This is a genomic window from Pseudomonas sp. ML2-2023-6 (genome assembly GCF_037055265.1).
GTDB classification, from domain to species: Bacteria; Pseudomonadota; Gammaproteobacteria; order Pseudomonadales; family Pseudomonadaceae; genus Aquipseudomonas; species Aquipseudomonas kulmbachensis.
This window is the reverse complement of record NZ_CP146347.1, coordinates 4649333-4674878: the sequence shown is the minus strand read 5'-3', so window position 1 is coordinate 4674878 and position 25546 is coordinate 4649333. Positions and strand designations below refer to the sequence as shown.

At 54.4% G+C, this 25546-nt stretch carries 26 protein-coding genes and 1 pseudogene; 13 read left to right on the top strand and 14 right to left on the bottom strand.

The features are described 5' to 3' along the window. Positions 1 to 91: 91 nt before the first annotated feature. The gene (gene fadD1 / locus V6L79_RS21705) at positions 92 to 1783 is read left to right on the top strand and encodes a long-chain-fatty-acid--CoA ligase FadD1 (protein ID WP_321834276.1); all 1692 of its coding nucleotides are present in this window, start codon (positions 92 to 94) and stop codon (positions 1781 to 1783) included. 125 nt (positions 1784 to 1908) lie between these two features. Here fadD1 and V6L79_RS21700 read toward each other — a convergent pair whose 3' ends face one another. Beyond that, positions 1909 to 2289, bottom strand: a complete 381-nt coding sequence (locus tag V6L79_RS21700; protein ID WP_261739348.1) for a hypothetical protein — start codon at positions 2287 to 2289, stop codon at positions 1909 to 1911. Between the two features lie 280 nt (positions 2290 to 2569). Here V6L79_RS21700 and V6L79_RS21695 point away from each other — a divergent pair, with 280 nt between their 5' ends. Continuing rightward, the gene (locus tag V6L79_RS21695; protein WP_261739347.1) at positions 2570 to 3523 is read left to right on the top strand and encodes a YihY/virulence factor BrkB family protein; all 954 of its coding nucleotides are present in this window, start codon (positions 2570 to 2572) and stop codon (positions 3521 to 3523) included. Positions 3524 to 3525: 2 nt separating this feature from the next. Continuing rightward, complete coding sequence (gene def / locus V6L79_RS21690) at positions 3526 to 4065, top strand: peptide deformylase (protein ID WP_261739346.1); 540 nt, start codon at positions 3526 to 3528, stop codon at positions 4063 to 4065. Here def and V6L79_RS21685 read toward each other — a convergent pair. Next, complete coding sequence (locus V6L79_RS21685; RefSeq protein ID WP_338579496.1) at positions 4019 to 4465, bottom strand: GNAT family N-acetyltransferase; 447 nt, start codon at positions 4463 to 4465, stop codon at positions 4019 to 4021. The two genes, def and V6L79_RS21685, sit on opposite strands and share 47 nt — an antisense overlap. 608 nt (positions 4466 to 5073) lie before the next feature. Here V6L79_RS21685 and V6L79_RS24820 point away from each other — a divergent pair. Beyond that, positions 5074 to 5844: pseudogene (locus tag V6L79_RS24820) on the top strand (PAS domain-containing protein); the annotation flags it as partial. Further along, on the top strand, positions 5824 to 6393 hold the full coding sequence (locus V6L79_RS24815; RefSeq protein ID WP_395246986.1) for a methyl-accepting chemotaxis protein: 570 nt from the start codon (positions 5824 to 5826) through the stop codon (positions 6391 to 6393). The pseudogene V6L79_RS24820 and the gene V6L79_RS24815, both read left to right, overlap by 21 nt. Here V6L79_RS24815 and V6L79_RS21675 read toward each other — a convergent pair. Then, positions 6390 to 7421, bottom strand: coding sequence for a LacI family DNA-binding transcriptional regulator (locus V6L79_RS21675; protein WP_338579494.1), 1032 nt, complete (start codon positions 7419 to 7421; stop codon positions 6390 to 6392). The genes V6L79_RS24815 and V6L79_RS21675 overlap by 4 nt on opposite strands. Positions 7422 to 7650: 229 nt before the next feature. Between V6L79_RS21675 and V6L79_RS21670 the strand changes: the two genes are divergently transcribed. Both V6L79_RS21670 and V6L79_RS21665 read left to right on the top strand, forming a co-directional pair. After that, positions 7651 to 8184 (top strand): gluconokinase, encoded by a 534-nt coding sequence (locus tag V6L79_RS21670; RefSeq protein WP_261739342.1) that lies wholly within the window; start codon positions 7651 to 7653, stop codon positions 8182 to 8184. Positions 8185 to 8269: 85 nt separating this feature from the next. Further along, positions 8270 to 9622, top strand: a complete 1353-nt coding sequence (locus V6L79_RS21665; protein WP_261739341.1) for a GntP family permease — start codon at positions 8270 to 8272, stop codon at positions 9620 to 9622. Positions 9623 to 9726: 104 nt separating this feature from the next. Here V6L79_RS21665 and alaC read toward each other — a convergent pair whose 3' ends face one another. Further along, complete coding sequence (gene alaC / locus V6L79_RS21660; RefSeq protein ID WP_321834268.1) at positions 9727 to 10935, bottom strand: alanine transaminase; 1209 nt, start codon at positions 10933 to 10935, stop codon at positions 9727 to 9729. A 199-nt stretch (positions 10936 to 11134) separates the two neighbouring features. Here alaC and V6L79_RS21655 point away from each other — a divergent pair, with 199 nt between their 5' ends. Beyond that, positions 11135 to 11626, top strand: a complete 492-nt coding sequence (locus V6L79_RS21655; RefSeq protein WP_261739339.1) for a GyrI-like domain-containing protein — start codon at positions 11135 to 11137, stop codon at positions 11624 to 11626. Here the strand turns inward: V6L79_RS21655 and V6L79_RS21650 are convergent. The 4 genes from V6L79_RS21650 to V6L79_RS21635 all read right to left on the bottom strand — a co-directional run bounded on the left by V6L79_RS21650 (position 11623) and on the right by V6L79_RS21635 (position 15090). Next, positions 11623 to 12129: a GNAT family N-acetyltransferase gene (locus V6L79_RS21650; RefSeq protein ID WP_321834267.1), complete on the bottom strand. Its 507-nt coding sequence runs from the start codon at positions 12127 to 12129 to the stop codon at positions 11623 to 11625. The genes V6L79_RS21655 and V6L79_RS21650 overlap by 4 nt on opposite strands. 119 nt (positions 12130 to 12248) lie before the next feature. Further along, on the bottom strand, positions 12249 to 13427 hold the full coding sequence (locus V6L79_RS21645) for a GAF domain-containing sensor histidine kinase (RefSeq protein ID WP_261739337.1): 1179 nt from the start codon (positions 13425 to 13427) through the stop codon (positions 12249 to 12251). 148 nt (positions 13428 to 13575) lie between these two features. Beyond that, complete coding sequence (locus V6L79_RS21640) at positions 13576 to 13881, bottom strand: PepSY domain-containing protein (RefSeq protein WP_261739336.1); 306 nt, start codon at positions 13879 to 13881, stop codon at positions 13576 to 13578. Positions 13882 to 13968: 87 nt separating this feature from the next. Next, positions 13969 to 15090: a glycerophosphodiester phosphodiesterase gene (locus V6L79_RS21635; RefSeq protein ID WP_338579493.1), complete on the bottom strand. Its 1122-nt coding sequence runs from the start codon at positions 15088 to 15090 to the stop codon at positions 13969 to 13971. Between the two features lie 205 nt (positions 15091 to 15295). Here V6L79_RS21635 and V6L79_RS21630 point away from each other — a divergent pair, with 205 nt between their 5' ends. Continuing rightward, entirely contained in the window at positions 15296 to 15619 is a 324-nt protein-coding gene (locus tag V6L79_RS21630) for a DUF2025 family protein (protein WP_261739334.1), read from the top strand. 13 nt (positions 15620 to 15632) lie between these two features. Here V6L79_RS21630 and V6L79_RS21625 read toward each other — a convergent pair whose 3' ends face one another. Both V6L79_RS21625 and V6L79_RS21620 read right to left on the bottom strand, forming a co-directional pair. Continuing rightward, positions 15633 to 16166, bottom strand: coding sequence for a DUF1003 domain-containing protein (locus V6L79_RS21625; protein WP_261739333.1), 534 nt, complete (start codon positions 16164 to 16166; stop codon positions 15633 to 15635). A 34-nt stretch (positions 16167 to 16200) separates the two neighbouring features. Next, entirely contained in the window at positions 16201 to 17280 is a 1080-nt protein-coding gene (locus V6L79_RS21620) for a diguanylate cyclase (RefSeq protein WP_261739332.1), read from the bottom strand. 280 nt (positions 17281 to 17560) lie between these two features. Here V6L79_RS21620 and V6L79_RS21615 point away from each other — a divergent pair, with 280 nt between their 5' ends. Beyond that, positions 17561 to 18586 carry an MBL fold metallo-hydrolase gene (locus tag V6L79_RS21615; RefSeq protein ID WP_338579492.1) on the top strand — a complete coding sequence of 342 codons (1026 nt, stop codon included), beginning with the start codon at positions 17561 to 17563 and terminating at the stop codon, positions 18584 to 18586. A gap of 14 nt (positions 18587 to 18600) precedes the next feature. Here V6L79_RS21615 and V6L79_RS21610 read toward each other — a convergent pair whose 3' ends face one another. After that, positions 18601 to 18918 (bottom strand): helix-turn-helix transcriptional regulator, encoded by a 318-nt coding sequence (locus V6L79_RS21610; RefSeq protein WP_321834264.1) that lies wholly within the window; start codon positions 18916 to 18918, stop codon positions 18601 to 18603. A 516-nt stretch (positions 18919 to 19434) separates the two neighbouring features. Here V6L79_RS21610 and V6L79_RS21605 point away from each other — a divergent pair. Continuing rightward, complete coding sequence (locus V6L79_RS21605; protein ID WP_338579491.1) at positions 19435 to 20523, top strand: hypothetical protein; 1089 nt, start codon at positions 19435 to 19437, stop codon at positions 20521 to 20523. Between the two features lie 109 nt (positions 20524 to 20632). Here V6L79_RS21605 and V6L79_RS21600 read toward each other — a convergent pair whose 3' ends face one another. After that, positions 20633 to 21883 (bottom strand): ribonucleotide-diphosphate reductase subunit beta, encoded by a 1251-nt coding sequence (locus V6L79_RS21600; RefSeq protein ID WP_261739327.1) that lies wholly within the window; start codon positions 21881 to 21883, stop codon positions 20633 to 20635. 92 nt (positions 21884 to 21975) lie between these two features. Between V6L79_RS21600 and V6L79_RS21595 the strand changes: the two genes are divergently transcribed. Further along, positions 21976 to 22302, top strand: a complete 327-nt coding sequence (locus V6L79_RS21595) for a hypothetical protein (protein WP_261739326.1) — start codon at positions 21976 to 21978, stop codon at positions 22300 to 22302. Positions 22303 to 22386: 84 nt separating this feature from the next. Here V6L79_RS21595 and V6L79_RS21590 read toward each other — a convergent pair whose 3' ends face one another. Beyond that, complete coding sequence (locus tag V6L79_RS21590) at positions 22387 to 22683, bottom strand: hypothetical protein (protein ID WP_261739325.1); 297 nt, start codon at positions 22681 to 22683, stop codon at positions 22387 to 22389. Between the two features lie 141 nt (positions 22684 to 22824). After that, a complete protein-coding gene (locus V6L79_RS21585; RefSeq protein ID WP_261739324.1) occupies positions 22825 to 23088 on the bottom strand; it encodes a DUF2790 domain-containing protein in 264 nt (87 codons plus the stop codon). 415 nt (positions 23089 to 23503) lie between these two features. Between V6L79_RS21585 and acs the strand changes: the two genes are divergently transcribed. Then, positions 23504 to 25459, top strand: coding sequence for an acetate--CoA ligase (gene acs, locus V6L79_RS21580; RefSeq protein ID WP_261739323.1), 1956 nt, complete (start codon positions 23504 to 23506; stop codon positions 25457 to 25459). The last annotated feature ends 87 nt before the right edge of the window (positions 25460 to 25546 follow it).

Below are 25546 nucleotides of genomic sequence, written 5' to 3'. Positions count from 1 at the left end.
GTAAAAACCTGAACTGTCCATTATAAAAATCAAACAAATAAGAACCGCACCCATGCGGTGAAGAATTCGCGACGCTGAGGAGTGGGCTTCCATGATTGAGAGCTTTTGGAAGGATAAGTACCCAACTGGGATTGCTGCTGAAATCAATCCAGATGAATACCCAAATATTCAGACGGTACTGCGGGAATCTTGCCAGCGTTTCGCCGATAAACCGGCGTTCAGTAATCTGGGCAAAACCATCACCTATGGTGAGCTTTATGAGCAGTCCGGCGCTTTTGCTGCCTGGTTGCAGCAGCACACCGACCTGCAACCCGGCGATCGCATCGCCGTGCAATTGCCCAACCTGCTGCAATACCCGATCGCTGTGTTCGGAGCAATCCGCGCCGGCTTGATCGTGGTCAACACCAACCCGCTGTATACCGCGCGGGAAATGGAACACCAATTCAAGGACTCTGGCGCCAAGGCGCTGGTATGCCTGGCGAACATGGCGCATCTGGCCGAAAAGGTCGTGCCGCAGACTTCGATCAAGTATGTGATCGTCACCGAAGTGGCCGACATGTTGTCGCCCTTCAAGCGGGTGCTGATCAACTCGGTCATCAAGTATGTGAAGAAAATGGTTCCGGCTTATCACTTGCCCCAGGCCATCAAATTCAACGATGTGCTGAGCAAAGGGCAGGGCCAGCCGGTCAAGGAAGCCAACCCTGCGAGCAGTGATGTTGCTGTGCTGCAATACACCGGTGGCACTACGGGTGTGGCCAAGGGCGCGATGCTGAGCCACCGCAACCTGATCGCCAACATGTTGCAGTGCAAGGCGCTGATGGCTTCCAACCTCAATGAGGGTTGTGAAATCCTGATTACGCCACTGCCGCTGTACCACATCTACGCCTTTACCTTTCACTGCATGGCGATGATGTTGCTCGGTAACCATAACGTGCTGATCAGCAACCCACGTGATTTGCCGGCGATGGTCAAAGAACTGTCCAAGTGGAAGTTCACCGGCTTTGTGGGTCTCAATACCCTGTTTGTGGCGCTGTGCAACAACGATGCCTTCCGCAAGCTGGACTTTTCGGCTCTCAAGGTGACGTTATCGGGCGGCATGGCCTTGCAAATGTCGGTGGCCGAACGTTGGAAAACTGTGACCGGTTGCCCGATCTGCGAGGGTTACGGCATGACCGAAACCAGCCCTGTGGCCACGGTAAACCCGGCCCAGAGCATCCAGGTTGGCACCATTGGCATTCCGGTGCCTTCGACGCTGTGCAAAGTAATCAACGATGCCGGTGAGGAGCTGCCGCTGGGTGAAGTTGGCGAGTTGTGCATCAAGGGCCCGCAGGTCATGAAAGGCTATTGGGAGCGCCCGGACGCGACTGCGGAGATCATGGACGCTGAAGGTTGGTTGAAGTCCGGTGATATCGCACTCATTCAGCCAGATGGCTATATCCGTATTGTCGATCGCAAGAAAGACATGATTCTGGTTTCGGGCTTCAATGTGTACCCGAACGAGCTGGAAGACGTGATGGCTTCCTTGCCTGGTGTTTTGCAGTCCGCGGCAATCGGTATTCCGGATGAGAAAACCGGTGAACTGATCAAAGTGTTTATCGTGGTCAAGCCGGGCATGACCTTGACCAAAGACCAGGTGATGGCGCATATGCGTGCCAATCTGACAGCCTACAAAGCGCCTAAATTCGTCGAATTCCGCGACAGTTTGCCGACCACCAACGTGGGCAAAATTTTACGTCGTGAGCTGCGAGACGAAGAGCTGAGAAAGCTGGGCCTTAAAAAGTAACTTGCCTGAATACAACAAAGCCCCGCATTGCGGGGCTTTGTTGTTTACTTGTGTGGGAGCGAGCCTGCTCGCGAAAGATGTTAACGCTTGAAACTTTCGCGAGCAGGCTCGCTCCCACGGATTTTTTACTTCTGCATAAATTGCGCGAAGTTGACACCAGTACCTGTCGGACGCACGTCCTGCAGGAAGGAGTCCTTGTCTGCGCTCAGCTCAAGGCTCATGGTTGGCGTACGCTTGTGCGTAGCACGTACGACCATGCCTTCGCGCTTTTCGCGCAGGAATGCTGTCGTTACCTTCAAATGCAGCAGCTCGTCGGTGCTTGGAGTGTGCAGCAACAGGTGTACCCATTCGTATTGACCGACAGCCAAGCGGGCCAACGGAATATCGAACCACCAGATGTTCTTGTTGGTGTTCAGTGCGGCGAAATGGCAGTTGTTGACGCCGAGTACCGCGCCGCCGAGTTCCTGGTTTCTGCGGGCAATAGCCAGCTTTTTATCGAGTTTCATAACCTTCCTACAATTGCGGATCTTCAGCGCCATAGCCTGAATACGTCGCGTATTCTCGGGGGTTAGCGGGCAAACATAAAGCCCAACCTGCGCGGAACGACGAAATGATCGGTAGAAAATAAATGAAACTCGGTGCGGGAAGGTGAGTCAACCTTGGGTTGGTCGATTTACAGGTTTGGCGATGAAGTGCTTTCAGAGTCGCCAATTGGACTACTTTTAGGTAAAACCCTTCGCTTGGAGGCGTGTTGAACTCAATAACTGCGCGGCGAAAGGAGACGCTATGTTTTTTCCAGGCTTGAACGGCCTGCCTTTGGGCAAAGTCTTGATCCGTACGGTCAAGGAATTTATCGACGATGAAATGTCGACCTACGCCTCGGCGCTGGCCTACCAAATGCTGTTTTCGTTGTTTCCCTTCATTCTGTTCCTGATTGCTCTGATCGGCTTTTTGCATCTGCCCGACTTCTTTACCTGGTTGCGTTTGCAGTCTGAACTGGTCTTGCCGCCGCAAGCGCTGGAGCAGGTCAATCCGGTCATCGACCAGTTGCAGCAGTCCAAGGGCGGGTTGCTGTCGGTGGGTATCGTGATTGCGTTATGGACCGCTTCGGCGGGTGTGCGGCTGATGATGAGTGCGATGAATGCCGCGTATGACGTGGTCGAGGGGCGGCCCATCTGGAAGCGTTTTCCGCTGTCGATTTTTTACACCATCGGCATTGCCGGCATGCTTCTGGCCGCGGCTGCGCTAATGGTGCTCGGGCCGCAAGTGATGAGCTGGCTGGCAGGGCAGGTGGGGCTTGAAGACTTCGTTGTGACGCTGTGGACCATCCTGCGCTGGCCGGTGATTATCCTGTTGCTGATGGTTGCGGTGGCACTGATGTATTACGTGATGCCCGATGTTGAGCAGAAATTTCGTTTTATTACGCCTGGGTCGGTGCTTGCGGTAGTCGTCTGGATTGTGGCGTCATTGGGTTTTGCCTTTTATGTCAAAACCTTCGCGGACTACAACGCCATGTATGGCAGTATCGGGGCAATCATCGTGTTGTTGCTGTACTTCTACATTTCGTCGGCAGTGCTGTTGCTGGGAGCCGAGATGAATGCGGTGATCGAACACTTGTCGGCCGAAGGCAAAAATCCGGGTGAGAAAACATTCGCTGAATCCGAAGACCCCGACCCGAAGCAGCATGTCTCTGGCCTGGGGCGCGACCATTCCCTTAAACCCACTTCTGATGAAGCCTGACTATGATTCGTGAAATTCTGAAAATGGGCGATGAGCGTCTATTGCGTGTAGCCCAACCGGTGCCGGCTGAAATGTTCGACACGCCTGAACTTTGGCAACTGCTCGACGACATGTTGCAGACCATGGAACATGCGGGCGGTGTGGGTCTGGCGGCCCCGCAGATTGGTGTTGATCTGCAACTGGTGATCTTTGGCTTCGAGCACAGCGAACGCTACCCGGATGCCGAAGCCGTGCCGCAGACCATCCTGATCAATCCGTTGATCACGCCTCTGAGCCCCGCGCTTGAGGAGGATTGGGAAGGCTGCCTGTCAGTCCCAGGCCTGCGCGGTGTAGTCGAGCGGTATCACAAGATCCGCTACGAAGGCTTCACCCCCAAAGGTGAGCCGATCGTACGCGTTGCGGAAGGCTTTCATGCGCGGGTAGTGCAACATGAATGCGATCACCTGATCGGGCGTCTGTATCCGTCACGAATCAAGGACTTCAACAAATTTGGCTTTATTGATGTGTTGTTTCCTGATCTGGAACCGGGCACGCAGGAGTAACCCCTAACGCAATCATCGCCTTGTTGCGTTGGTAGCGAACCAGTCGTTCATGCAGGGCGTGGGGCAATTCCACGTCCAGGTTGAATCCCAGTTTTTCATAGAAACCCTGCAGTTCTGGATCGCAGAACAACCAGACCGGGCCGTCGCAGGTTGCCACTGCCTGGCTGACCAGTTCGCCAGCCACACCTTGCCCGCGTAGCGCTGGCGCGACAAACAACCCTGTTAGCCAGTAGCCGTTAGCCATTGGCCGCAAACACAACCCCGCAATAATCTCTTCTTGGCGAGCGACCCATAATTGCGCGTCCTTGACCGCTTTCATCGACGACTGGTGCGCACGATAAAACTTGTTCATCAACGGCCACAAAGGTGCTTCAAGCGGGGCGTAAACAATGGCAGTCATGAGTCCACAGGCTTTTAGGGAAGGGGCGCGCAGTATAAACAAACATGGCGCGGGTTTTGTGGTGTTGCCGATATTTACTGTTGAGGTCTATTCGGAATTAAAACGTAAGTTTTATCGTTCTTTTTCGAATAAACGGTTTTAAATAAAAGTTCGCGCGTGATCAGTGCTATACCTGAGTCCACATCCCTGAACACTGGAGCGCACAACATGGCTAAAGGCATGGATTCAAAGAAAGCAGCGAAGAAAAAACCGGCCAAAACAGCTGACGAAAAACGCGCTGATAAAAAATCCAAAAAGTCCGATAGCGGGTTGTTTGGGCATTAAGTAACTCTCCAGGAGCTCGGTTCTCGGGCTCCTGTCGTACTTTTAAACGCCGCATCCTCCATTTGGATTATTTTTTAAGCCTGTGCGTTTCGTCGCAAGTTGATGGCCATTTGCTTGCACCCGTTATTTGGCTAGCTATGCTCCTGTTTCACGGGGCCGGGCGCTAAGTGCTTAAACCCTCGAAGTGCGTACAGCTCTAACGTTAAGAGTTAAAAGCGCAGGTGGTTTGCTGTGTCTTGGACACTTTTGAATTATCAATAGACAGCACCTCCAGGGATTGAGCCATGTTTAGTTCGCACCGAAAAGCCGATCAGCTTGAGAATCAACGCCTCAATAGCTTGTTAAATGACATGGCAGCCAAAGTGCAGGCCATCAGTCGCTCCATGGCTATTATTGAGTTCGCCCCTGATGGCACCATCCTGGATGCCAACGAGAACTTTTGTCGGGTCATGGGTTATTCCGTTGACGAGATTCGTGGCAAACACCATCGACTTTTTTGTGAACAGTCTTACATCAAATGCAGCGACTACAGCCATTTTTGGCGCGATCTGGAACGCGGCGAACCGTTGAGCGGCACCTTCTCACGGCTTGACAAGTCGGGGCGTGAGGTATGGCTGGAAGCCAGCTATATGCCCATTGTCGGTTCAGACCAGCAGGTCACCCGTGTGATCAAGGTTGCTTCGGACATCACCGAGCAAATCAATAAAGAGCACGAAAACCAGAGCATCGTGAATGCCCTGAGCCGCTCCATGGCCGTCATCGAGTTTTCACCTGATGGGCGGGTGATCAATGCCAACCAGAACTTTCTCGACACCATGCATTACTCATTGAACGAAATTGTTGGCCAACACCACGGCATGTTCTGTCGTCGAAGTGAGAGCGAATCAGCCGGATATAAATCTTTCTGGGCCTCGCTCAACCGAGGTGAATACCATTCCAGACGTTTTGAGCGGGTCGACAAATACGGTCATACGGTTTTTCTTGAAGCGTCCTACAACCCGATTTTCGATGCCAAAGGCCGGTTGTACAAAATAGTGAAGTTCGCCAGCGATATCACCGCTCAGGTCACCAACCTGCAAACTGCTGCCGAATCGGCCCACAGCACTTCGGTGCAAAACGACGCCTGCGCGCAGAAGGGGTCGCAGGTGGTTCAGCAGACGGTGCAAATCATCGAGGCCATTTCCAGGGACCTCAATGAAGCTGCGCAGAGCATTGATGCCGTGAGCAAGCAGTCGGACAGCATTGGCAAGATTGTGCAGACCATTCGCGGGATCGCCGATCAGACCAACTTGCTGGCGCTCAATGCCGCGATAGAGGCGGCAAGGGCTGGGGAGCACGGGCGCGGTTTTGCAGTGGTGGCAGATGAGGTCAGAAACCTGGCGGCGCGCACCAGTGCGGCCACACTGGAAATTGTTGAAGTGGTACGCAGAAACCATGACCTATCGCTCAGTGCGGTCACCAGCATGCAGTCGAGCCTGAGCCGAACCGGGCTGGGTGTTGAACTGGCCAATGAGGCGGGAGAGGCAATTCTGGAGATCCAGCAAGGCTCCAGGCATGTGGTCGATGCTATCAGCCAGTTCAACTCGACGTTGCAGTTGCATTAACTGCTCTCGCGCACCATCAATTCAAACCCCATGTCTTGTACCGGGTTGGACACTTTATTGCCCGCCATCAGTGTGAGCATCTGCTCGGCTGCGCGGCGGCCAATGGCTTCCCGAGGTGTGCGAATACTGCTGAGGCGCGGCACCATAAACTCCGAAGACGGCAGGTCGTTAAAGCCTAGTACCGCAATCTGCTCCGGGATTTTTATCCCGGTGCGCGCTGCCTCCAGCAGGGCCCCTTGGGCAAGGTCATCGTTGCCGAAAAATATGGCATCAACCTGCGGATGGCTGGCGAGCAATTGTAAAAACAACTCACCGCCAAGGCCCACAGAGGAAGGGCGGGGCGTCAACACTTCAAGGTCAGGGTTGTACAAGCCTGCTTCCTGCAAGGCGCGACGGTAGCCTTCGCCCCGCAACAGCGTCCGCTGATCGAGTTGAGCGCCGATATAGGCCAAACGTCGGCGCCCACGGGAGATCAAATGCCGGGCGGCGGTTTCACCGGCCTTCAACTGAGAAAAGCCTACGCAGTTCAGGCCCTCGGCAGCATCCAGTTCCATCATGTACACGCAAGGGACATTGCTGGTTTCGATCATGCGCCGGGAGCTTTCGGAGCGGTCAAAGCCTGTCAGCAACAGACCGCGTGGCTGGTAGGCCATGTAGTTGCGCAGCAGGTTTTCTTCTTCATCGCGCGAGTAGTGAAAGTTGCCGATCAATACTTCAAAACCCTTGGGGCGCAATACGGCATGGATAGCTTCGAGAGTGTCGATAAACAGCAGGTTGGACAATGAAGGCACCAGCACGACTACGGAGTGGCTCTGCGCCGAGGCGAGTGCCCGAGCGGCCGGATTGACCACGTAGTTCAGGTCGGCGGCGGCCATCCGCACCTTTTCTGCAAGCTCGATGGCGACGCTGCTGATACCGCGCAAGGCGCGGGAGGCGGTAATGGGGCTGACCCCGGCGAGGCGGGCAACTTCATTAAGGGTAGGGCGACCCGTGGTTCGGGTGTTTTTATCGTTTTTAGAGGAGGTCATCGGGGCGGCTTGCCAAACAAAAAACAAGTCACTAAGGTAGCGCTGTCCTGGCGTGCCCGCAATTGCCTGATTGCGAGCAAGTCAGTTACCCCAGCTTTGTATGTCGAGAGCGTCACCGCGTCTCCCCATAAAAATGAGAAATAGACGTCGGTAGCCTAGGCTTTGTGCTTTGCTTTCAAGTATTGAACGCACGGACAAAGACAGCGCTGTCTACGGACTGAGGTGTTTCATGAGTCAACCTATTACTGCTCTGGTCATCATGGGCGTCGCCGGCTGCGGCAAGTCCAGCGTTAGCCAGGCACTGTGCCATCTCAATGGCGCAACTCCGATTGAAGGTGATGCGTTTCACCCAGCGGCCAATATAGACAAAATGAGTGCCGGTATCCCCCTGACCGATGAAGACCGTGCCGGCTGGCTAGACAGCCTGTGCGATGAATTGCGTCGTGCGGTTGCTAACGGCCAGCGCCCGGTCCTGACCTGCTCGGCGCTGAAACTGCGTTATCGCGAGCGCTTGCGCAGTGCGGTTGACGGTTTGGGCTTTGTGTTTCTTGAGCTCACCCCTGAAGTCGCTGCTGCTCGAGTGGCCGATCGTCCGGGGCACTTTATGCCCAAGACGCTGATCGACAGTCAGTTCGCTGCGCTTGAGTCACCGACCAATGAGTCATTGGTACTGACCTTGAACGCAGGTGAGATGAACGTTAAGCAATTAGCGAGCGCTGCCCGAGACTGGTGGTGCGAGCAGACGGTAATGGCAACTTCATGATGTTGTTTCAAACAGATAGCGCTATCTGCCTCGGCCGTAGCGGCACACACGTACTGGATAACAACAAAAAGGCAGGAGACGCCCCATGCTAGGCATGTCCCACAATACGTTTCTGCTGCTTGACGCAGTAGTGACCATCATCGGCTTGATCGTATTGATCACCCGATTCAAGCTGCATCCCTTTATCGCATTGATCATTGCGTCGGCATTTTTGGGCCTGACGGCCGGTATGCCTGCCAATCTGATCATCAAATCGTTCCAGGACGGCTTTGGTGGTGTGTTGGGCTTTGTCGGGATCATCCTGGCGCTGGGCACCATGCTTGGCAAAATGATGGCTGACTCTGGCGGTGCAGATCAAATCGCCCGTACCTTGATCCGTGCATTCGGCAAGGAAAAGGTGCAGTGGGCGATGATGTTTGCCGCATTCCTGGTCGGCATTCCGCTGTTCTTCGAAATCGGCTTTGTACTGTTGATCCCGCTGGTGTTTATCGTTGCGCGCCGCACCGGTGTCTCGATCATCAAAATCGGTATCCCGCTGCTCGCCGGTTTGTCGGCTGTACACGGGTTGGTGCCGCCGCACCCGGGCCCGTTGCTGGCCATTGGCGTATTTGGGGCTGATATCGGCAAGACCATTTTGTATGGCCTGATCGTTGCGCTGCCAACGGCGATCATTGCCGGTCCTATTTACGGTACGTTTATCGCTAAATACATTCCCGGTCATGCTTCGCAGGAGTTGATGGACCAACTGGCGAGCGAGCCGGAATCAAGCACGCTGCCGAGCTTTTCCATCACCTTGATCACTGTGCTGCTGCCGGTGTTCCTGATGTTGCTCAAGACGTTCGCGGACGTTGCGCTGCCGGATGGCAACTTCTTCCGTGTGTGGATGGACATGATCGGTCACCCGATCAGCGCCCTGTTGCTGGCATTGCTGCTGGCGCTTTACACCTTTGGTGCTCGTCAGGGTATTGATTCAAAACGCATCCTGAAACTGCTCGACGCGAGCCTGGCTCCGACCGCTGCAATCATTCTGATCATTGGTGCAGGCGGCGGCTTCAAGCAAATGCTTGTGGCTAGTGGTGTGGGTGACGTGATCGGCCATATGGCGGTGAACGCGCAAATCTCACCGATCCTGTTGGCTTGGCTGGTGGCTGCGGTGATTCGTATCGCGACCGGTTCTGCGACCGTAGCGACGATTACCGGGGCTGGGATTGTATTGCCGGTAGTGGACATGATTCCGGGTGTAAACCGCGAGCTGCTGGTGCTGGCAACGGGGGCGGGGTCGTTGATTCTGTCTCACGTCAACGATGCGGGTTTCTGGCTGGTGAAGCAGTACTTCAACATGACCGTGGCTGAAACCTTCAAAACCTGGACCGCGATGGAAACCATCCTGTCGGTTGTAGGTTTGATCTTTATTCTGCTGCTGTCGTTGGTGGTTTAACGAGTATTTGTAGCCGCTGCCGCCAGGCTGTTTGAAGGGCCGCAGGCCCTTCAAACAGGGTTGCCGTGCAACCCATCGCAGCCTACGGCAGCGGCTACAGAAACTTAGCTGGCGCTCAAGCCGTCAGCCCGGAACATAGCGCGAATACCGCGTAGCGCCTGACGAATTCGATCCTGATTTTCAATCAGGGCAAAGCGCACATGATCGTCGCCGTACTCACCAAATCCTACGCCTGGCGACACACAGACCTTGGCATCCGCCAACAGCTTCTTGGCGAATTCCAGTGAGCCCAGATGCGCGTAAGCCTCGGGAATCTTGGCCCAGATATACATCGAAGCTTTCGGGTTTTCGACCATCCAGCCCAGTTCATGCAGCCCTTTGACGATCACGTTGCGGCGCTGACGGTACTGTTCGGCAATATCCTTGACGCACTGCTGGTCGCCTTCGAGCGCAGCAATCGCCGCCACTTGCAGCGGGGTGAAGGTGCCATAGTCGTGGTAGCTCTTGATTCGCGCCAGAGCATTGACCAACTCCGGATTACCCACCATAAAGCCAATGCGCCAGCCTGCCATGTTGTAGCTTTTTGACAGGGTGAAAAACTCCACCGCGATGTCCTTGGCGCCCGGCACTTGCATGATCGAAGGGGCTTTCCAGCCGTCGTAGACGATGTCGGCGTAGGCCAGGTCGTGAACCACCAATACATCGTATTGTTTGGCCAGGGCTACCACGCGCTCGAAGAAATCCAGCTCAACGCATTGCGCCGTGGGGTTGGACGGGAACCCCAGAATCATCATTTTCGGCTTGGGGATCGAGCCGCGAATGGCTTTTTCCAGTTCGGCAAAAAAGTCCACGCCAGGGATCAGGGGCACCGAACGCACCTGGGCACCGGCAATCACGGCACCGTAAATGTGAATCGGGTAGCTGGGGTTGGGCACCAGCACGGTGTCGCCTTGGTCCAGAGTGGCAAGCATCAAGTGCGCCAGGCCTTCCTTGGAACCGATAGTGACAATGGCTTCGTGCTCGGGATCAATCTCGACGTTGTAACGGTCGGCATACCAGCGTGAAATAGCCCGGCGCAGACGTGGAATACCACGCGAAGTCGAGTAGCCGTGCGTGTCTTCACGCTGTGCGACAGTGCAGAGCTTTTCTACGATATGGGGTGGCGTCGGGCCGTCAGGGTTACCCATGCTGAAGTCGATGATGTCTTCGCCCCGACGTCGGGCGGCCATCTTCAGTTCAGCAGTGATGTTGAAAACGTAGGGGGGGAGTCGATCTATGCGCGCAAAGCGTCGCGGCGAACCTTGGTCTGCCATGTGTGCCTCTGATACGTAAGCGCCCGGAACCGTCCGAGCGACGTTGACCACTGCGGTGGTCTGAACAAAACAATACTGGCGATGATGGCCTTTTGTCTAGATGCCGCCAGGGTCTATTTTTTCGCGGGTACGACCAAGCTGCGTTTTTGTTCCTATACTCAATTGCTGTGTTTCCTACTTACTCGATCGAGCATGTCCCATGGATCAACTAAAAAAGTTCGAACTGCCAGCTCCGCGATTTGCCAAAGGTCAGTTTCAACTGATCGCGGGCTTGGGTGGGCGTTTCACTCAGGAGACCTCTGATCGAATTCCTCATTTGTGGGACCAGTTCATCCCGGAGATCGGAAAGGTGCCAAGTCAAATTGGCGAGGAAACCTACGGTGTTTGTTGTAATCCGGATGGCGAAGGCGGCTTTGAATACATTGCCGGCGTGGCTATCAGCAAGCTGGACGACCTGCCTGAGCGGTATCGCTGGATTGAGTTGCAAGAGCATGCCTACGCGGTCTTCGAGCATCGCGGCCCACTGGATACTCTTGCACAGACTTTTCAGGCGATTTGGAACGACTGGCTGCCCAACTCTGGCTACGAAGCGGTTGATGCGCCCGAGTTCGAGCGCTACAGCGCAGACTTCAATCCTGACACCGGCACAGGGGTGGTAGAGATCTGGCTACCGGTTAACAAGCCCGCTTAACCGGCCTGTAACAGCCGCGGCGACATGGGTTTCAGCGACAGCACCAGACGTCGTTCACCGCGATAGGCCTCGCCCTGCTCGACCCACCCCTGGCTCAGGTAAAAAGCCAGGGCGCTGGCGTTGAACGGACTTACAGACAGCATCAACTGACGAACTTCGGGCCAAAACCGATGAATGGCCTGGGGTAGTTCGCGCAGACAGGCTTTGCCTAATCCTTGGCCTTGCATCCGACTGTCGACCTGCAGTGCGTGCAAGGTGGCGCTGCCAGTTTCTGCCCAATGAGGCAAAAGTAGTTGGCGCTTAAGGAGTAGAAAGGCCACCGGTAGTTCATCGGTTAGCAGTGCCAATCCTTTGATCCCGTCATGTGCTTGGGCAGGCAGCGAGTGCAGAGCCGACTCGATATTGCCGCAAAAAGCGATTTGCTCAGGATGAACCTCAATCCCCAGCAATTGTTCGCGCTGGAGAGGGGTGAGGGCTTCATAAGCGCAGAGGCGGATGTGCATGTCGGAATTCTGTCGGGGCGCAATGGGAGGTAGCTGACGCTTTACATCAGTTACCGCTGAACAGTGCGTCAGTTTCTACTTATCCCGAGCCCAAATACAGATTTTTCGCAGGTCGACCTTCAGGGCAGCGGCAGGCTAAAGGTAAAAATCGTGCCGTTTTCTTCATCCGAGGCTACTTCCAGATGGCCGCCGTGGGACAGGGCTATCTGGCTGGCAATGTACAGCCCAAGGCCAAGACCGGCTTGCGGTGTGTGGTTGGCCGAGCGTGTATAGGGCTTGAAGATATCGGGCAGGAGTTCGGCCGGGATGGGTTTGCCTTGGTTCGAGACCGAGAGCCTGAAAACCCCATCCAGGATCAGGGCTTCAACCCGCACCGAACCGGTGAGAGAACCATGGGTAATGGCATTGGCCAGCAGGTTGGAGAGCAGTTGAGCCAAACGGCCACTGTCACATTGAATGCCTTCGAGTGGTCCGATGTCAGACTGGATCCAGCGGTCGGGATGAACGCTTTGTACTTCCGAAACCACGTGGCTGAACACTTGATCGAGATCGAGGCATTCGCACAGGGTTACGGGGATTCCGCTGCCGAGGCGGCCTCGAGCAAAGTCCAGTACGTCCTCTACTAACTGCGATGCACGATGACCGCAAGTCAGGATGTGCTGCACCAGAACATCAGTTGACGGGCTGGGGTGCCTGCGTAACAAACACTCGGCGGCTGTGGTGATAGCGAATAACGGGTTGCGCAAGTCATGGCCGATAACGGCGATAAATTGCTCGCGCAACTCTGCATTTTCGCGCTCCTGTAACAGCGCCGTTTCGGTACGCTGCAGGCTTTCTTCAGCGTCAATTTGCAGAGAAAGCAGACGTGCAAATGACTCCATTGTGGACTGGATGGTGCTGGCTTTGAGGCTTGCTGGATCTGGGTCAAGAGCGCACAGAGTGCCAAAAAAACTGCCGTCGGTACGCCACACCGGAATCGTGATGTAGCTCTCGAAACGATACAGTTTTGGCGTGTGATGGTGCTGGTACAGCGGGTCTGTACTGGCGTTGTCGATGATGATCGGCAGATGCGAGTTCATGCTTTCAAAGCACAGTGTGCTGACCAGATCCAGTTCCCCACCCGCCTGCAAGCCAAAGCCCAGGTTGTCGAGTACCGCACAGGCGGTCCAGGTGGTCTGGGTGACTCGGGCAACGGCGGCAAAGCGCATACCGGTCATTTCAGTGATGACCTGCAGGATCGCAGGCACAGCACTGATCCGGTTAATTGTTGCAATATCGTCTGCCGCGCCTTGCGCCATGGGAAATGCTCTTGCTTAAAAAGTTGATTTTAGCCAGAACACTTGAGCAAGGTACAAATTCATGGGGTATTTGTATAAATTTCTACAGACAAAACAAAAAAGCCGCGCCCTTCATAAAGAGTGGCGCGGCCTTTTTATTTAAATTAACTCAGGTGTCTTGTTTGTCCTGCAGCACTTCAGCAGTTTTTGCGTCGAGATCGACGTCCCACTTAATACCTTTGCTGTCGCGCAATTCAACTTCATAAACCAGTTTGCCGTAGGAGTGATCAAGCTCGGTGTCGAGAATGGTCGCGCCCGGATGTTTATCCAGCGCTGCTTGATTCAACTTTTCAAATGAGGTGATTTCACCCGATTTGATCAGGCCAGGAATATGGTCAGGGCGTACATCGGCCTGGGCAACACCAGCAGTCAAGGCCAGGGCAACAGTGGCGAATACTAGATTAAGTGATTTCATGTTGAGTCCCTTGGGGTTGATTTGTTTAAGTGGGCTCAGACTACCCGGCGCAACTTAACTCATCCTTAATTTTCGCCCTGTTACTTGCTAGTAGCCATTTTTTTCCAGCAGTTGGTTAACGGTTTGTGGTGCTGGACGCTGGAAGTACTTGAGCAGTTCACTGGCACGGTTAGTGAAAATGCCGTCGACGCCTGCGGCCATTGCTTTTTTGAAGTCCACAGGTTCGTCGAGGGTGTACACGTGCACCAGCATGCCTTTGTCGTGGGTGGCCTTGTTCATCCACGGCTGGATCAGGTCGGCATAACTCTGGTCACCGCCGTGGGTGAGTGCTGCCGATGGGCCTGTGCCGATTGCTCCGTTGGTCTTGGCAATATCAAGCCATCGGATGAACTCTGCCTGGTCTTTGGGTTGCTGCTTGGCGTAGTACGCGGCTTTATCCTTCTCGCCAGAATCGGCGAAACTGAGCGTGGTCTTGGGCGTAATGGAGTCTTCACCCACCCACAGCAAGAGGATTTTTGGTGTGTCGGGCATTTCTTTTTGCAACAACCCAAGGCTGCTTTTCTCGAAGGTTTGCAAAATCACCCGGCCTTTGCCCTGACCGACCTGCGGTTCCGCTTTCGCTCCTGTCGCAGGCTCAAGCCAGCCTCGTTCGTTCAGCTTGTTTTTCAGGTCGTGTTCAATACCCGGAAATTGCTTGGGTTCTTTGGTTTCGATGTACAGGCCCGGTTTGTGTTGCGGATTGCCTTGGGCGATATCGATGATTTCGTCCAGAGTCAAAATCGGCAGTCCTACGTAGGATTGACGTGCGCGTGTCGGGTAAGACTGGTTGAACCAACTGCCTGCATCCAGGGTTTTAAGTTCTGCGAGGGTAAAGGCGCTGGCGGGGCTGTCTTTGCGCTCCGGGAATTTTTTGGCCACATCGGTGGTACGTAACAGGCTGTTGTCATGCAGCGCAAACAGAACACCATCCTTGCTGCGTTGCAGGTCCATTTCCAGATAGTCGGCGCCCAAGTCTCGGGCCAGGGTGTAGGCTGCTGCGGTTGATTCCGGGGCATCGAATGACGCACCCCGATGGGCAATAACTGCCGGGTGCGGGATACCGTGAGCGTTGGCTTGTGCCGCTTCAATGGTGTTTACCGCGCTGGCGGTTTGTACGGCGCTCATGGCCAGGATCAGTAGCAGGGCGCTTTTGCCAAAAGTGTCAGGCATTGGTCGAATTCCTTTCAATCAGAACAATAGGGGGCCAAGCGACGGGCAGATCGACATGGACCTGTGTAATGTTTTTTTTTGCGATTTTTCCTGCAAATGTGCAGTACTCTTGGGCGCAGCAGCGTCCCCGGCAGAGGGACAAGCATCAAGTCTTGCGTGTAAACCATCGTTCCAGAGCCCTTGGGGCTCGTTAGTGAGGTTTACCATGCGTATCACTTCGCAACTAATCTGTCAGGCCGCCGATCTACTTAACGGTTTTGTTGGTTTCAATCGTAAGACAAGCCAGCACATTGTCCGTTTTAGTGAAGATTCTTTCGGGATGGATGTCGCTGACGACAACATCACGCCTACCAGCGAGTTTGTTTGGCAGTCTGCTGGCGCAGACACCATGACCCTCAAGCGCGAGTTGATCCAGTTATTGCTGGATCAAAACATCGACGACCGTCTGAACATTACCGAGCCTTTACGTGTGTATATGCAGCGTCAGGACGTGCCTGAAATTTCGGCCGTGCGCCGCTGTATAAGCTGAGTGCCTGCAACCCTCAGGACTCTTTGCGCACGAAGTGTTGGTGCATTTCCGTGGTCAGGCTTTCAATCCGCTCGGTCAACTGTTTGGTCATTTCGGTTAGCCGGGTGTTTTGTTCCAGCAGCGTCATGATCTGTTCTGTGGTTTGAGCCGCGGCGGCTTGCCGTTCGGTATTGGCCACGGCCAGAGCCTCGCGGTGCTGGGCATCTGCATCGGACTGGGCCTTGTCGCGCGCGGCTTGGCGCGTTTGAGCGAGCAGGATCAAGGGCGCGGCATAGGCCGATTGCAAGCTGAACGCGAGATTGAGCAGGATGAACGGATAAATATCAAAGTGCGCCACGCCAAACACATTCAGGCATACCCATATCACCACGATCAGGGTTTGTGCGCCGAGAAAGGCCGGGGTGCCAAAGAAGCGCGCAAATGCTTCAGCCCTTAAGGCAAACCGGTCATTGCCGAAGGTTGGCGCCAAGTGTTCGTAGGCCCGATGAAAACGCAAGTGATCGGTTTTCCTTGTGGGCGCTGGAGTGGCTGTATCTTCAATGGCCATAGGGCTCTCTTCTGGTTTCGCTTGCGTGATGGGTTCAACCGGAACTGCCGCTCAAAACCGACTCTGGAAGTGTGTCTGCGGCACCAACACTGATTTTGTTACGGCCCGTGTTTTTTGCGATGTACAGGGCTTTATCGGCTTCGTTCAACCACATGTTGGCGTGCAGGAACTCGGGGCGGCAGGTGGCTAGCCCAATGCTCAGGCTAACGTTCAGATCAGGTTCGTCGCAGTATTGAAAGTTGGCGAACACATGGCGCAGCCGCTCCATGATTTCCGTGGTTTGGGCCAGCGAACGGTTGGGCAGGATGACGCAGAATTCATCACCGCCATATCGCCCGGCGAGGTCTTCGGCACGCAAGTTATTCTTGAGCTCCTTGCTGAGCTGGCGCAATACACTGTCGCCCACGATATGTCCGTAGGTGTCATTGATATTCTTGAAATGGTCGATATCAATTAGTACCAGCGTTGCAGTGGAATGGTTTTCTTGGCACTTGAGGAAGCTGAGCTGTAACAGGTCTTTCCAGTAGCCGTGATTAAGCAGACCGGTAAGGCTATCGGTACGGCTGAGGGTGCTGAGTGTCCGCTTATGTTCCGCCAAAGTGATTGCCAGGCCATAACTGACCATGCCTACAGCGAAAGGGTAAAGGATCAGTACGGGCACGCAGGCATAAACTTGCAGGCTGGTGGTATGGGGAGTAAAGGCAATACCGAACAGCAACGACGCAATCAGGGCACCTGCCAATTGCGCCAGCGCTCCACGGAGCAGCAATTTTGGGCCACCTGCCGCGACGTTATGCATCATCATCATCGACACGATGATAACCGTTGGCAGAGGATTGAACTGAATGCTCGCAGCCCAAAACCCCCCACACAGAGAGTCGATCAAAATATTGCGGCGTTCAGCCCTATACGGATACGTCGCACGTGATGACAGCTGATATGCCAAGTGCGGCCATGCAAACGCATTGATCAGCAGCAGTACCCACACCCAGGCAGACCTGTCGAGCGGATAGAGAGCCGCCATCAAGCCGATGCCGCCAAACCCAGAGCCAATGATCCGTGGCGCATAAATGCGCTTGGCGAACGACAGACCTTTGCCTCTTTTATTGTCCATGGTTATCTGCGCAAGATGTTTGGGCTGAGTATCCGGCAACTGCTTGGTAGTCTCTGGCCGATTGTTGGCTTGCTGATAAGCATTGTCGAGAATACATCGCAGATATGTTGTTTTTTTTGAAACGATTTTTCGGTCTCTTCCAGCCCCTGAGGTAGAGACCGACCCTGTGGTGCAAGTTAAGCAGTGTCTGCTACCACTACAGGCGTTTATAAAATGACGATCAACCTTTCATGGACTGAAAAGCAAGTTAATACTCACTTTTTCACTGGAGCCTTCAGCCATGGCACTCGACTCACACGGTGCAGAGGGACCTAAACCCGCTGAACGTCATCAAGGCGCATTTTTGAATGATGGCGTAAGACCGTCCTCCAGCCTGGGCAAGACCTTGGGTATTTTCTGGAAAATGATTTTTCAAAAGCCTTCGGATACTCGTCCGGCAGGTGTGATCCCGGTCAAGTCACTGACTCGTGAACAGTTGGATGCCGCACCGAATTTCAGTGTGTATCGGCTGGGGCATTCGACCTTGTTGCTCAAGCTCAACGGCAAATACTGGCTGACCGATCCGGTCTACGCAGAGCGTGCCTCACCGTTCCAGTGGGCTGGCCCCAAGCGTTTTCATGCGCCACCGATCAGCCTTGATCAGCTTCCTCCTTTGGAGGCAGTGATACTTTCCCATAATCACTATGACCATCTGGATCAAAAAACCGTGTTGCGCCTGGCAGCCAAAACACAGCATTTTTTGGCGCCCCTGGGTGTAGGGGATTTGCTCATCAAGTGGGGAGTGCCGGCCAGTAAAGTTCAGCAACTGGACTGGTGGCAGGACACCCAATGTGGAGGCATTCACTTTATCGCGACCCCGTCCCAGCATTTTTCAGGCCGAGGTCTGTTTGATCATAACCAGACGCTTTGGGCGTCCTGGGTGATGATTGTTGATGAGGTACGGATTTTTTTCAGTGGTGATTCGGGGTATTTCGATGGTTTCAAATTGATCGGTGAGCAGTTTGGGCCATTTGATCTGACCTTGATGGAAACGGGCGCCTACAACGTTGACTGGCCGCATGTACACATGCAGCCCGAGCACAGCTTGCAAGCCCATATCGACCTGAATGGACGCTGGTTAATGCCTATTCACAACGGCACCTTTGACTTGGCCTTTCATGCCTGGTCCGAACCCTTTGACCGGATTGTGGCGTTGGCAGAGCAACATAATGTGCTCATCACAACGCCGCAAATGGGGGAGGGATTCAACCTGATGCAACCTCACAAAGGTCGTGCCTGGTGGCTTGAGGCGCACACTGGCGGGTAATCAAGGTCGTTCTTTTACTCGATCATGGCAAAGTCATCGCGGCCCATCGGATCTGGCGTTGTGCCGCGAACATTGCCTCCACGGCCGGGTGAAAACCCGGGGAAGAACACCAGCCCTTGCGCTTCCAGACTGTATGCGAGGGCCAGGCGAGTGACATCGCGTACAGGCGCTCCGGCTTCAAAGCGTTGAATGGCGGGCACTGAAACGGTGGACTGTTCACTCAGGTGCTCGAAACTCCAGCCAAGCATTTCACGGGCTTGCGCGCAGTGCAGTGGAGTAAATTGATTAATGACGATGCGTTCATACGTGCTGCGCATGGCTGAATGGGGCATGGGGGTTCTCCAGAGCTGAGTCAGTGCTTGAAAAAATACTGTTTTTTTATACAGTTATTTTTATCGTGGATCAAACTCATTTCTTGATACGTGCTGGCCGGTTAAACCAGCTGCCCAGCCGTTTTTTTGCAGGTTTTTGCGTGTGACGTAAGGGTCGAATATTTCGATAATGAGGGTCACGTAGCTGGTTTACCCCCTCCGCATTTCCGCCCGCCTGGCAACCCAGTTCGAAGATTTCATCAATAAAGAAATTTCTTCGCTCATCCCAGAAAAGTCCTAAATCTTTTATTTCAACTAAGTCTAAGAATTGCCCCGTTCAGGGACGTTCGGGTGCTCTTGCTTACGAGTTAATCCCACAACCAGATTAACGAATTATGGAAGGGCATCAGCATGACTGTTCGGGATTGAGTGATCACTACGCCGAGACACAACAGAAACCCTGAAAAAGGTTTTTTGGTAGTCGGATGATGCCTGTTTGAATGTGCCCCCTTATCTGAAATAGCGGTACCGGAAGAAATGACTCAATCTGCAATTCATCCCGCCCTCGCTACCAATCAACTTCTGTATCTGCTGTATGGCGACAAGGCTGTTTATCGGCATGAGGCGAAGTTCAGTATTTTGTCGGCGCTACGCCACAGGAAGGTTTCAGCGGACTTTACGATTACGCTGATGACTGACCAGCCGGAAGCTTTTGATGGCTGGCCAATCACAGTGTTGCCTCTGGACGCTATGACACTGGATGCCTGGCAAGGTGCAGGCGATTATTATCATCGGCGCAAGGCTTGCGCGATCCAGGCAGGTGTTGCGCTTGCTGGCAAAACTATTTTCACTGATACCGATACGGTTTTTTTCAAAGACCCTGCACAACTGTTCAAACGCGTCACTGATGATCAGTTTTTGATGGATGAGTTTGAGTGGTATTGGGACGAAGCTTCCCGGCGCTCGGAGTTCAGCGCACTAGTTACACATCTCAAGGCTGAAAATAAAGTACCCGTACCTGCCTTGAGGCTGTTCAATAGCGGGATTTGCGGGATGACCAAGGCCAACGGGGGTCTTCTCGAGGGGGTCATCAGTTTGATTGATCAATGGACTCATCATGGCGTAACGCTCCTTACGATTGAGCAAATCGCGATGTCATTTATGTTGGCCGGTCGGAAAGTCGTCGAGGCCAATGACTGCATCAATCACTATTTCTCGGTGAAGCGCTATCACCATGCAATGTACCAGGCGTTTTTCGAAGAGCAGGGCGAGGGCTATCGCGATGACTTGCCAAGAGCGACATTTGCTGTTCCCGACCGGCTTCCAAATAACTCGCTGCGCAATCGCTTACAGCTTAGATGGAGGTTCAGGGGGCAATGCTCTACTTCCCGAAAGGTAGCCAAGTTCTATCTATTGGGTAAGCAGGCTGATCGTTCTTCTTATCTTGATACTTGCAAGTATCTTTGGTGGGCTGTGGCTGTTGATGAACTTAGCAGCCTGGAACCTGCTGGCAAGTCCTTCACGAAGTTGGCTGCGTTATGGCAGGCGGATTCTGAATTTTTGAGTTTCATAAAGGGGAATAAAACACAAAAAAATGAAAGGTATATTTTCACTGGGCGAGTCTGAAATTTGCAAGGAGGGAGGTCATTTATGTCGGAACAACGTGCACAAAAAAAGGGCCAACAATTGTTGGCCCTTTTTGCTTGTTACGAATGGCTTGAATCAAGCCCCCGTATCAATCCCAGCTCAACGCGCCGCCGGTTTGGTATTCAATAACCCGCGTTTCGAAGAAGTTTTTCTCTTTCTTCAAGTCCATGATTTCGCTCATCCATGGGAACGGGTTGGTGGTGCCCGGGTATTCTTCTTTCAGGCCGATCTGCGACAGGCGACGGTTGGCGATGAACTTGAGGTAGTCCTCCATCATCGCTGCGTTCATGCCCAGTACGCCGCGCGGCATGGTGTCGCGTGCGTATTCGATTTCCAGCTGGGTGCCTTGCAGGATCATCTGCGAAGCTTCTTCCTTCATTTCAGCGTCCCACAGGTGCGGGTTTTCGATTTTGATCTGGTTGATCACGTCGATGCCGAAGTTCAGGTGCATGGATTCGTCGCGCAGGATGTACTGGAACTGCTCGGCAACACCGGTCATTTTGTTGCGACGGCCCATCGACAGGATCTGCGTGAAGCCGCAGTAGAAGAAGATGCCTTCCAGAACGCAGTAGTAGGCGATCAGGTTGCGCAGCAGTTCCTTGTCGGTTTCGACGGTGCCGGTTTCGAACTTCGGATCGGAGATCGAACGGGTGTACTTCAGGCCCCAGGTGGCTTTTTTAGCGACCGACGGGATCTCGTGGTACATGTTGAAGATCTCGCCTTCATCCATGGCCAGCGATTCGATGCAGTACTGGTAGGCGTGGGTGTGGATCGCCTCTTCGAATGCCTGGCGCAGGATGTACTGGCGGCACTCCGGGTTGGTAATCAGGCGGTATACGGCCAGTACCAGGTTGTTGGCAACCAGGGAGTCGGCTGTGGAGAAGAAGCCCAGGTTGCGCATCACGATGCGACGCTCGTCGTCGGTCAGGCCTTCCGGATTTTTCCAGAGGGCGATGTCGGCGGTCATGTTGACTTCTTGCGGCATCCAGTGGTTTGCGCAGCCGTCGAGGTACTTCTGCCACGCCCAGTCGTACTTGAACGGTACGAGCTGGTTGAGGTCGGCGCGGCAGTTGATCATCATCTTTTCGTCAACCGCAACACGGGCGGAAGCGCCTTCGAGTTCGGCCAGACCTTCAGCGATGTCGAGGTTGTCCAGAGCGGCCTTGGCGCGAATGATCGCAGCCGAGTCGTTGGCTGTAACTGCACGGGCTTCCTGGGCTGCAACACCGCCAGCGGCGTCGAGGCGGTCCATGTTGGCTTCGGTGGCGTGGCCAGCGTTGGCGCCTTTAACGGCGACTTCGCCTTCGTCTTCTTTGTCGAATTCGTCCCAGCTCAGCATGACGTGTCGTCTCCTGCGTGAGGGCCTGATAGCCGCGTGAAAACACTGATGGTTTGTTTTTTACACGGCCATAGGCCACTTGGATCTAAGAAATGTTGCTTGCAGTAGCGTTGTGCTCACGCAAAAACATGAATGTGTACGGTGGCTTGTACCGCTGTCGCTCAGGGGAGGAGGTCGTACCTGCACTCACCCTGGACCTTGAGGTTGTAGCAGCGTGGTTTTATAGCCCGGCAAGGGGATATTTCAAGCCTTTTTGGTGGCTGCAGTATACGGCTTTTGCACAAGGTATTTCAGCCAGTATTTTTTTAGAGCATGCGACGAAACGCCCTAAATTTGTGTTGGGCTTAAGCATGGCTGCGGCTGAGCGCGGGTTCACCGGGGCAGAAGTTTTTTTACCAGGGGCCGAAGCGGTCAAATGACCTGCGGCTTGAGCGGGAATGAGGCGGGCTTTGATGCGGGGCAGACCAAGCCCGGCCGAAACCGGGCGTCGAGTCGATGCGGTGTTAGCTGAGGCGATGGCCGTTGGTGCGGTCGTAACCGTCTTCGGCAAAGGCGGCCGAGCGGGTGTTGTCGTAGCCATCTTCGGCAAAGCTGGCCGAGCGGGTGTTGTCGTAACCATCTTCGGCAAAGCTGGCCGAGCGGGTGTTGTCGTAGCCATCTTCGGCAAAGCTGGCCGAGCGAGTGCTGTTGTAACCGTCTTCGGTAAAGGTGGCTGCGTGAGTGCGGTCATAACCGTCGGCGGCAAATGCGGTGCTGGCGAGGACGGACAAACTGAAAGCCACAATCAATGAACGTTTCATTTAATAATTCCCGTGCGATACAGGCGCAGGCAGGCAACTTTTCAAGGGCGATAAAGTTACGTTGATAGTTGCAAGAAGAGCCGTGTTGGATCGCTTTAACAAGTGAGTTAATTAACGCTGGAATAAATCGGGAGCCGTTAATCAGCCGTTGGAGCAACCGTTGCCCATTACGCGGTACTCAAGGGTGTGTTGCATGCCCTGCGAGTCTTCGTAGACCATTTGGGCCGGTACGACTTCGCAAACGCTGGGGATTTCGCTCATGGAAATAACTTTGGCGATATCCAGTTCGGACGAGTAGGAATACTGTTCAACGGCAGGCTGCTGATGTGCAGCATGTGCGTTAACTTCATCAGCCATGGCGGTCAAACACACACTGCTCAGGGCCAGAACTAACAACGCTTTCATTTCAAAATTACCTGTTTTAGGTCGAGAGGGGTCACGCAGCCCTTGTGAGGCTACGTGTGAAACCGAGTAATGAAGAGCGATTAAACTTGCCTTCGTGGGGGCTGTAACTTGGGTTAATCGCGGTGCCTTGGTTGGCGAGATGAATTTTAGGCCTGTGTCGTCCGGGCATATAGAGGGAGTTTTGATAAAGACTATTGACAGTTTCTGCAACAATCGTCGAAAACAGGGTTCTTTTTTGACGTTTGCAAGGTGAGCGTTGAGCAGTAAGACGCTGTAAGTACCGGTCTTGAGCCTTGCGCAGAAAAACCATGATTTTTCTGCGTGTTTCTTACTACCAACGTCGAATGGATCTCACGGCCTGGCCCGGCTAAAACAGGGTCATAAAACAACAACTACAAGCATTGAGGTATGAAACATGAGTGCCGCTTCCCTGTATCCCGTACGCCCTGAAGTCGCTGCTAATACGCTGACTGACGAGGCGACCTACAAGGCGATGTACCAGCAGTCCGTCGTCAACCCGGATGGCTTCTGGCGCGAACAAGCAAAGCGTCTCGACTGGATCAAGCCTTTTACTACCGTCAAGCAGACCTCCTTCGACGATCACCATGTCGATATCAAATGGTTCGCCGACGGCACCCTCAACGTTTCCTATAACTGCCTGGACCGCCACCTTGCCGAGCGCGGCGATCAGGTAGCGATCATTTGGGAGGGCGACGACCCTTCCGAGCAGCGCAACATCACCTACCGCGAATTGCACGAAGAAGTGTGCAAGCTGGCCAACGCCTTGCGCGGTCAGGATGTACACCGTGGTGACGTTGTCACTATCTATATGCCGATGGTGCCTGAAGCCGTGGTCGCCATGCTGGCGTGTACCCGCATTGGCGCAATTCACTCGGTAGTGTTTGGTGGCTTCTCGCCCGAGGCGCTGGCCGGGCGAATCATCGACTGCAAGTCCAAGGTGGTGATCACTGCAGACGAAGGTCTGCGTGGCGGCAAACGCACGGCACTCAAGGCCAATGTCGATGTGGCACTGACCAACCCTGACACCTCGAGCGTGCAGAAGATTATCGTGTTCAAACGCACCGGCGGCGACATTGCCTGGTACAAGCACCGTGATATCTGGTACCACGACTTGATGGCTGTGGCCTCGAAGCACTGCGCGCCGAAAGAAATGGGCGCCGAAGAAGCCTTGTTCATCCTTTATACCTCTGGCTCAACCGGCAAGCCCAAGGGTGTGCAGCACACCACGGGTGGCTACCTGCTGTATGCGGCCATGACCCACGAGCGCGTGTTCGATTACCGTCCTGGCGAGGTTTACTGGTGCACGGCGGACGTGGGTTGGGTAACCGGTCACACCTATATCGTTTACGGGCCGTTGGCCAACGGCGCGACCACGTTGCTGTTTGAAGGTGTGCCGAACTATCCGGACATCACTCGTGTGTCGAAAATTGTCGACAAGCACAAGGTCAACATTCTCTACACCGCGCCAACCGCCATTCGCGCCATGATGGCTGAAGGTCAGGCAGCGGTTAAGGATTTCGACGGCTCCAGCCTGCGCCTGCTGGGTTCGGTGGGTGAACCAATCAACCCTGAGGCCTGGAACTGGTACTACACAACGGTCGGCAAACAGCGCTGCCCAATCGTGGATACCTGGTGGCAGACCGAGACCGGGGCTTGCATGATGAGCCCGCTGCCGGGTGCGCATGCGCTCAAGCCGGGCTCTGCTGCACGTCCGTTCTTCGGTGTGGTGCCGGGGCTGGTGGATAACCTGGGCAACCTGATCGAGGGCGCTGCCGAGGGTAATCTGGTGATTCTTGATTCGTGGCCGGGGCAGGCGCGGACCTTGTATGGCGATCATGATCGATTCGTCGACACCTACTTCAAGACCTTCCGTGGCATGTACTTCACCGGTGACGGCGCGCGTCGCGACGAGGATGGCTACTACTGGATCACCGGTCGTGTGGATGACGTACTGAACGTGTCCGGACACCGGATGGGTACGGCTGAAATCGAGAGCGCGATGGTGGCGCACCCTAAAGTCGCTGAAGCTGCAGTGGTTGGCGTGCCGCATGACATCAAGGGGCAGGGGATCTATGTCTACGTCACCCTCAATGGTGGCGAAGAACCGAGTGAGGCGTTGCGCCTTGAGTTGAAAAATTGGGTGCGCAAGGAGATCGGTCCAATTGCCTCGCCGGATGTGATCCAGTGGGCGCCGGGCCTGCCGAAAACCCGCTCGGGCAAAATCATGCGCCGGATCCTGCGCAAGATCGCTACCGGTGAGTATGACGGTCTTGGCGATATTTCGACCTTGGCCGATCCGGGTGTGGTGCAACATCTGATCGAAACCCACAAGAGCATGAAGGTCGCGTAACGCGCTTTCATTGTCATCGAGCCCCGCCCGGCGCTGCCTGGCGGGGTTTTTTATTAATGGTCTTGTAGCCGCTGCCGAAGGCTGCGA

Bases quoted from the DNA above. Each gene is read 5' to 3' on its own strand.
- V6L79_RS21655 (WP_261739339.1), top strand. From the start codon at position 11,135: ATGGATCAACTAAAAAAGTTCGAACTGCCAGCTCCGCGATTTGCCAAA.
- def (WP_261739346.1), top strand. From the start codon at position 3,526: ATGATTCGTGAAATTCTGAAAATGGGCGATGAGCGTCTATTGCGTGTA.
- V6L79_RS21605 (WP_338579491.1), top strand. From the start codon at position 19,435: ATGACTCAATCTGCAATTCATCCCGCCCTCGCTACCAATCAACTTCTG.
- V6L79_RS21650 (WP_321834267.1), bottom strand. From the start codon at position 12,129: ATGCACATCCGCCTCTGCGCTTATGAAGCCCTCACCCCTCTCCAGCGC.
- V6L79_RS21635 (WP_338579493.1), bottom strand. From the start codon at position 15,090: ATGCCTGACACTTTTGGCAAAAGCGCCCTGCTACTGATCCTGGCCATG.
- V6L79_RS21625 (WP_261739333.1), bottom strand. From the start codon at position 16,166: ATGGCCATTGAAGATACAGCCACTCCAGCGCCCACAAGGAAAACCGAT.
- fadD1 (WP_321834276.1), top strand. From the start codon at position 92: ATGATTGAGAGCTTTTGGAAGGATAAGTACCCAACTGGGATTGCTGCT.
- V6L79_RS21640 (WP_261739336.1), bottom strand. From the start codon at position 13,881: ATGAAATCACTTAATCTAGTATTCGCCACTGTTGCCCTGGCCTTGACT.
- V6L79_RS21670 (WP_261739342.1), top strand. From the start codon at position 7,651: ATGAGTCAACCTATTACTGCTCTGGTCATCATGGGCGTCGCCGGCTGC.
- V6L79_RS21620 (WP_261739332.1), bottom strand. From the start codon at position 17,280: ATGGACAATAAAAGAGGCAAAGGTCTGTCGTTCGCCAAGCGCATTTAT.
- V6L79_RS21590 (WP_261739325.1), bottom strand. From the start codon at position 22,683: ATGAAACGTTCATTGATTGTGGCTTTCAGTTTGTCCGTCCTCGCCAGC.
- V6L79_RS21600 (WP_261739327.1), bottom strand. From the start codon at position 21,883: ATGCTGAGCTGGGACGAATTCGACAAAGAAGACGAAGGCGAAGTCGCC.
- V6L79_RS21610 (WP_321834264.1), bottom strand. From the start codon at position 18,918: ATGCCCCATTCAGCCATGCGCAGCACGTATGAACGCATCGTCATTAAT.
- acs (WP_261739323.1), top strand. From the start codon at position 23,504: ATGAGTGCCGCTTCCCTGTATCCCGTACGCCCTGAAGTCGCTGCTAAT.
- alaC (WP_321834268.1), bottom strand. From the start codon at position 10,935: ATGGCAGACCAAGGTTCGCCGCGACGCTTTGCGCGCATAGATCGACTC.
- V6L79_RS21700 (WP_261739348.1), bottom strand. From the start codon at position 2,289: ATGAAACTCGATAAAAAGCTGGCTATTGCCCGCAGAAACCAGGAACTC.
- V6L79_RS21695 (WP_261739347.1), top strand. From the start codon at position 2,570: ATGTTTTTTCCAGGCTTGAACGGCCTGCCTTTGGGCAAAGTCTTGATC.
- V6L79_RS21585 (WP_261739324.1), bottom strand. From the start codon at position 23,088: ATGAAAGCGTTGTTAGTTCTGGCCCTGAGCAGTGTGTGTTTGACCGCC.
- V6L79_RS21685 (WP_338579496.1), bottom strand. From the start codon at position 4,465: ATGACTGCCATTGTTTACGCCCCGCTTGAAGCACCTTTGTGGCCGTTG.
- V6L79_RS21615 (WP_338579492.1), top strand. From the start codon at position 17,561: ATGGCACTCGACTCACACGGTGCAGAGGGACCTAAACCCGCTGAACGT.
- V6L79_RS21675 (WP_338579494.1), bottom strand. From the start codon at position 7,421: ATGACCTCCTCTAAAAACGATAAAAACACCCGAACCACGGGTCGCCCT.
- V6L79_RS21645 (WP_261739337.1), bottom strand. From the start codon at position 13,427: ATGGCGCAAGGCGCGGCAGACGATATTGCAACAATTAACCGGATCAGT.
- V6L79_RS21630 (WP_261739334.1), top strand. From the start codon at position 15,296: ATGCGTATCACTTCGCAACTAATCTGTCAGGCCGCCGATCTACTTAAC.
- V6L79_RS21665 (WP_261739341.1), top strand. From the start codon at position 8,270: ATGCTAGGCATGTCCCACAATACGTTTCTGCTGCTTGACGCAGTAGTG.
- V6L79_RS21595 (WP_261739326.1), top strand. From the start codon at position 21,976: ATGTTGCTTGCAGTAGCGTTGTGCTCACGCAAAAACATGAATGTGTAC.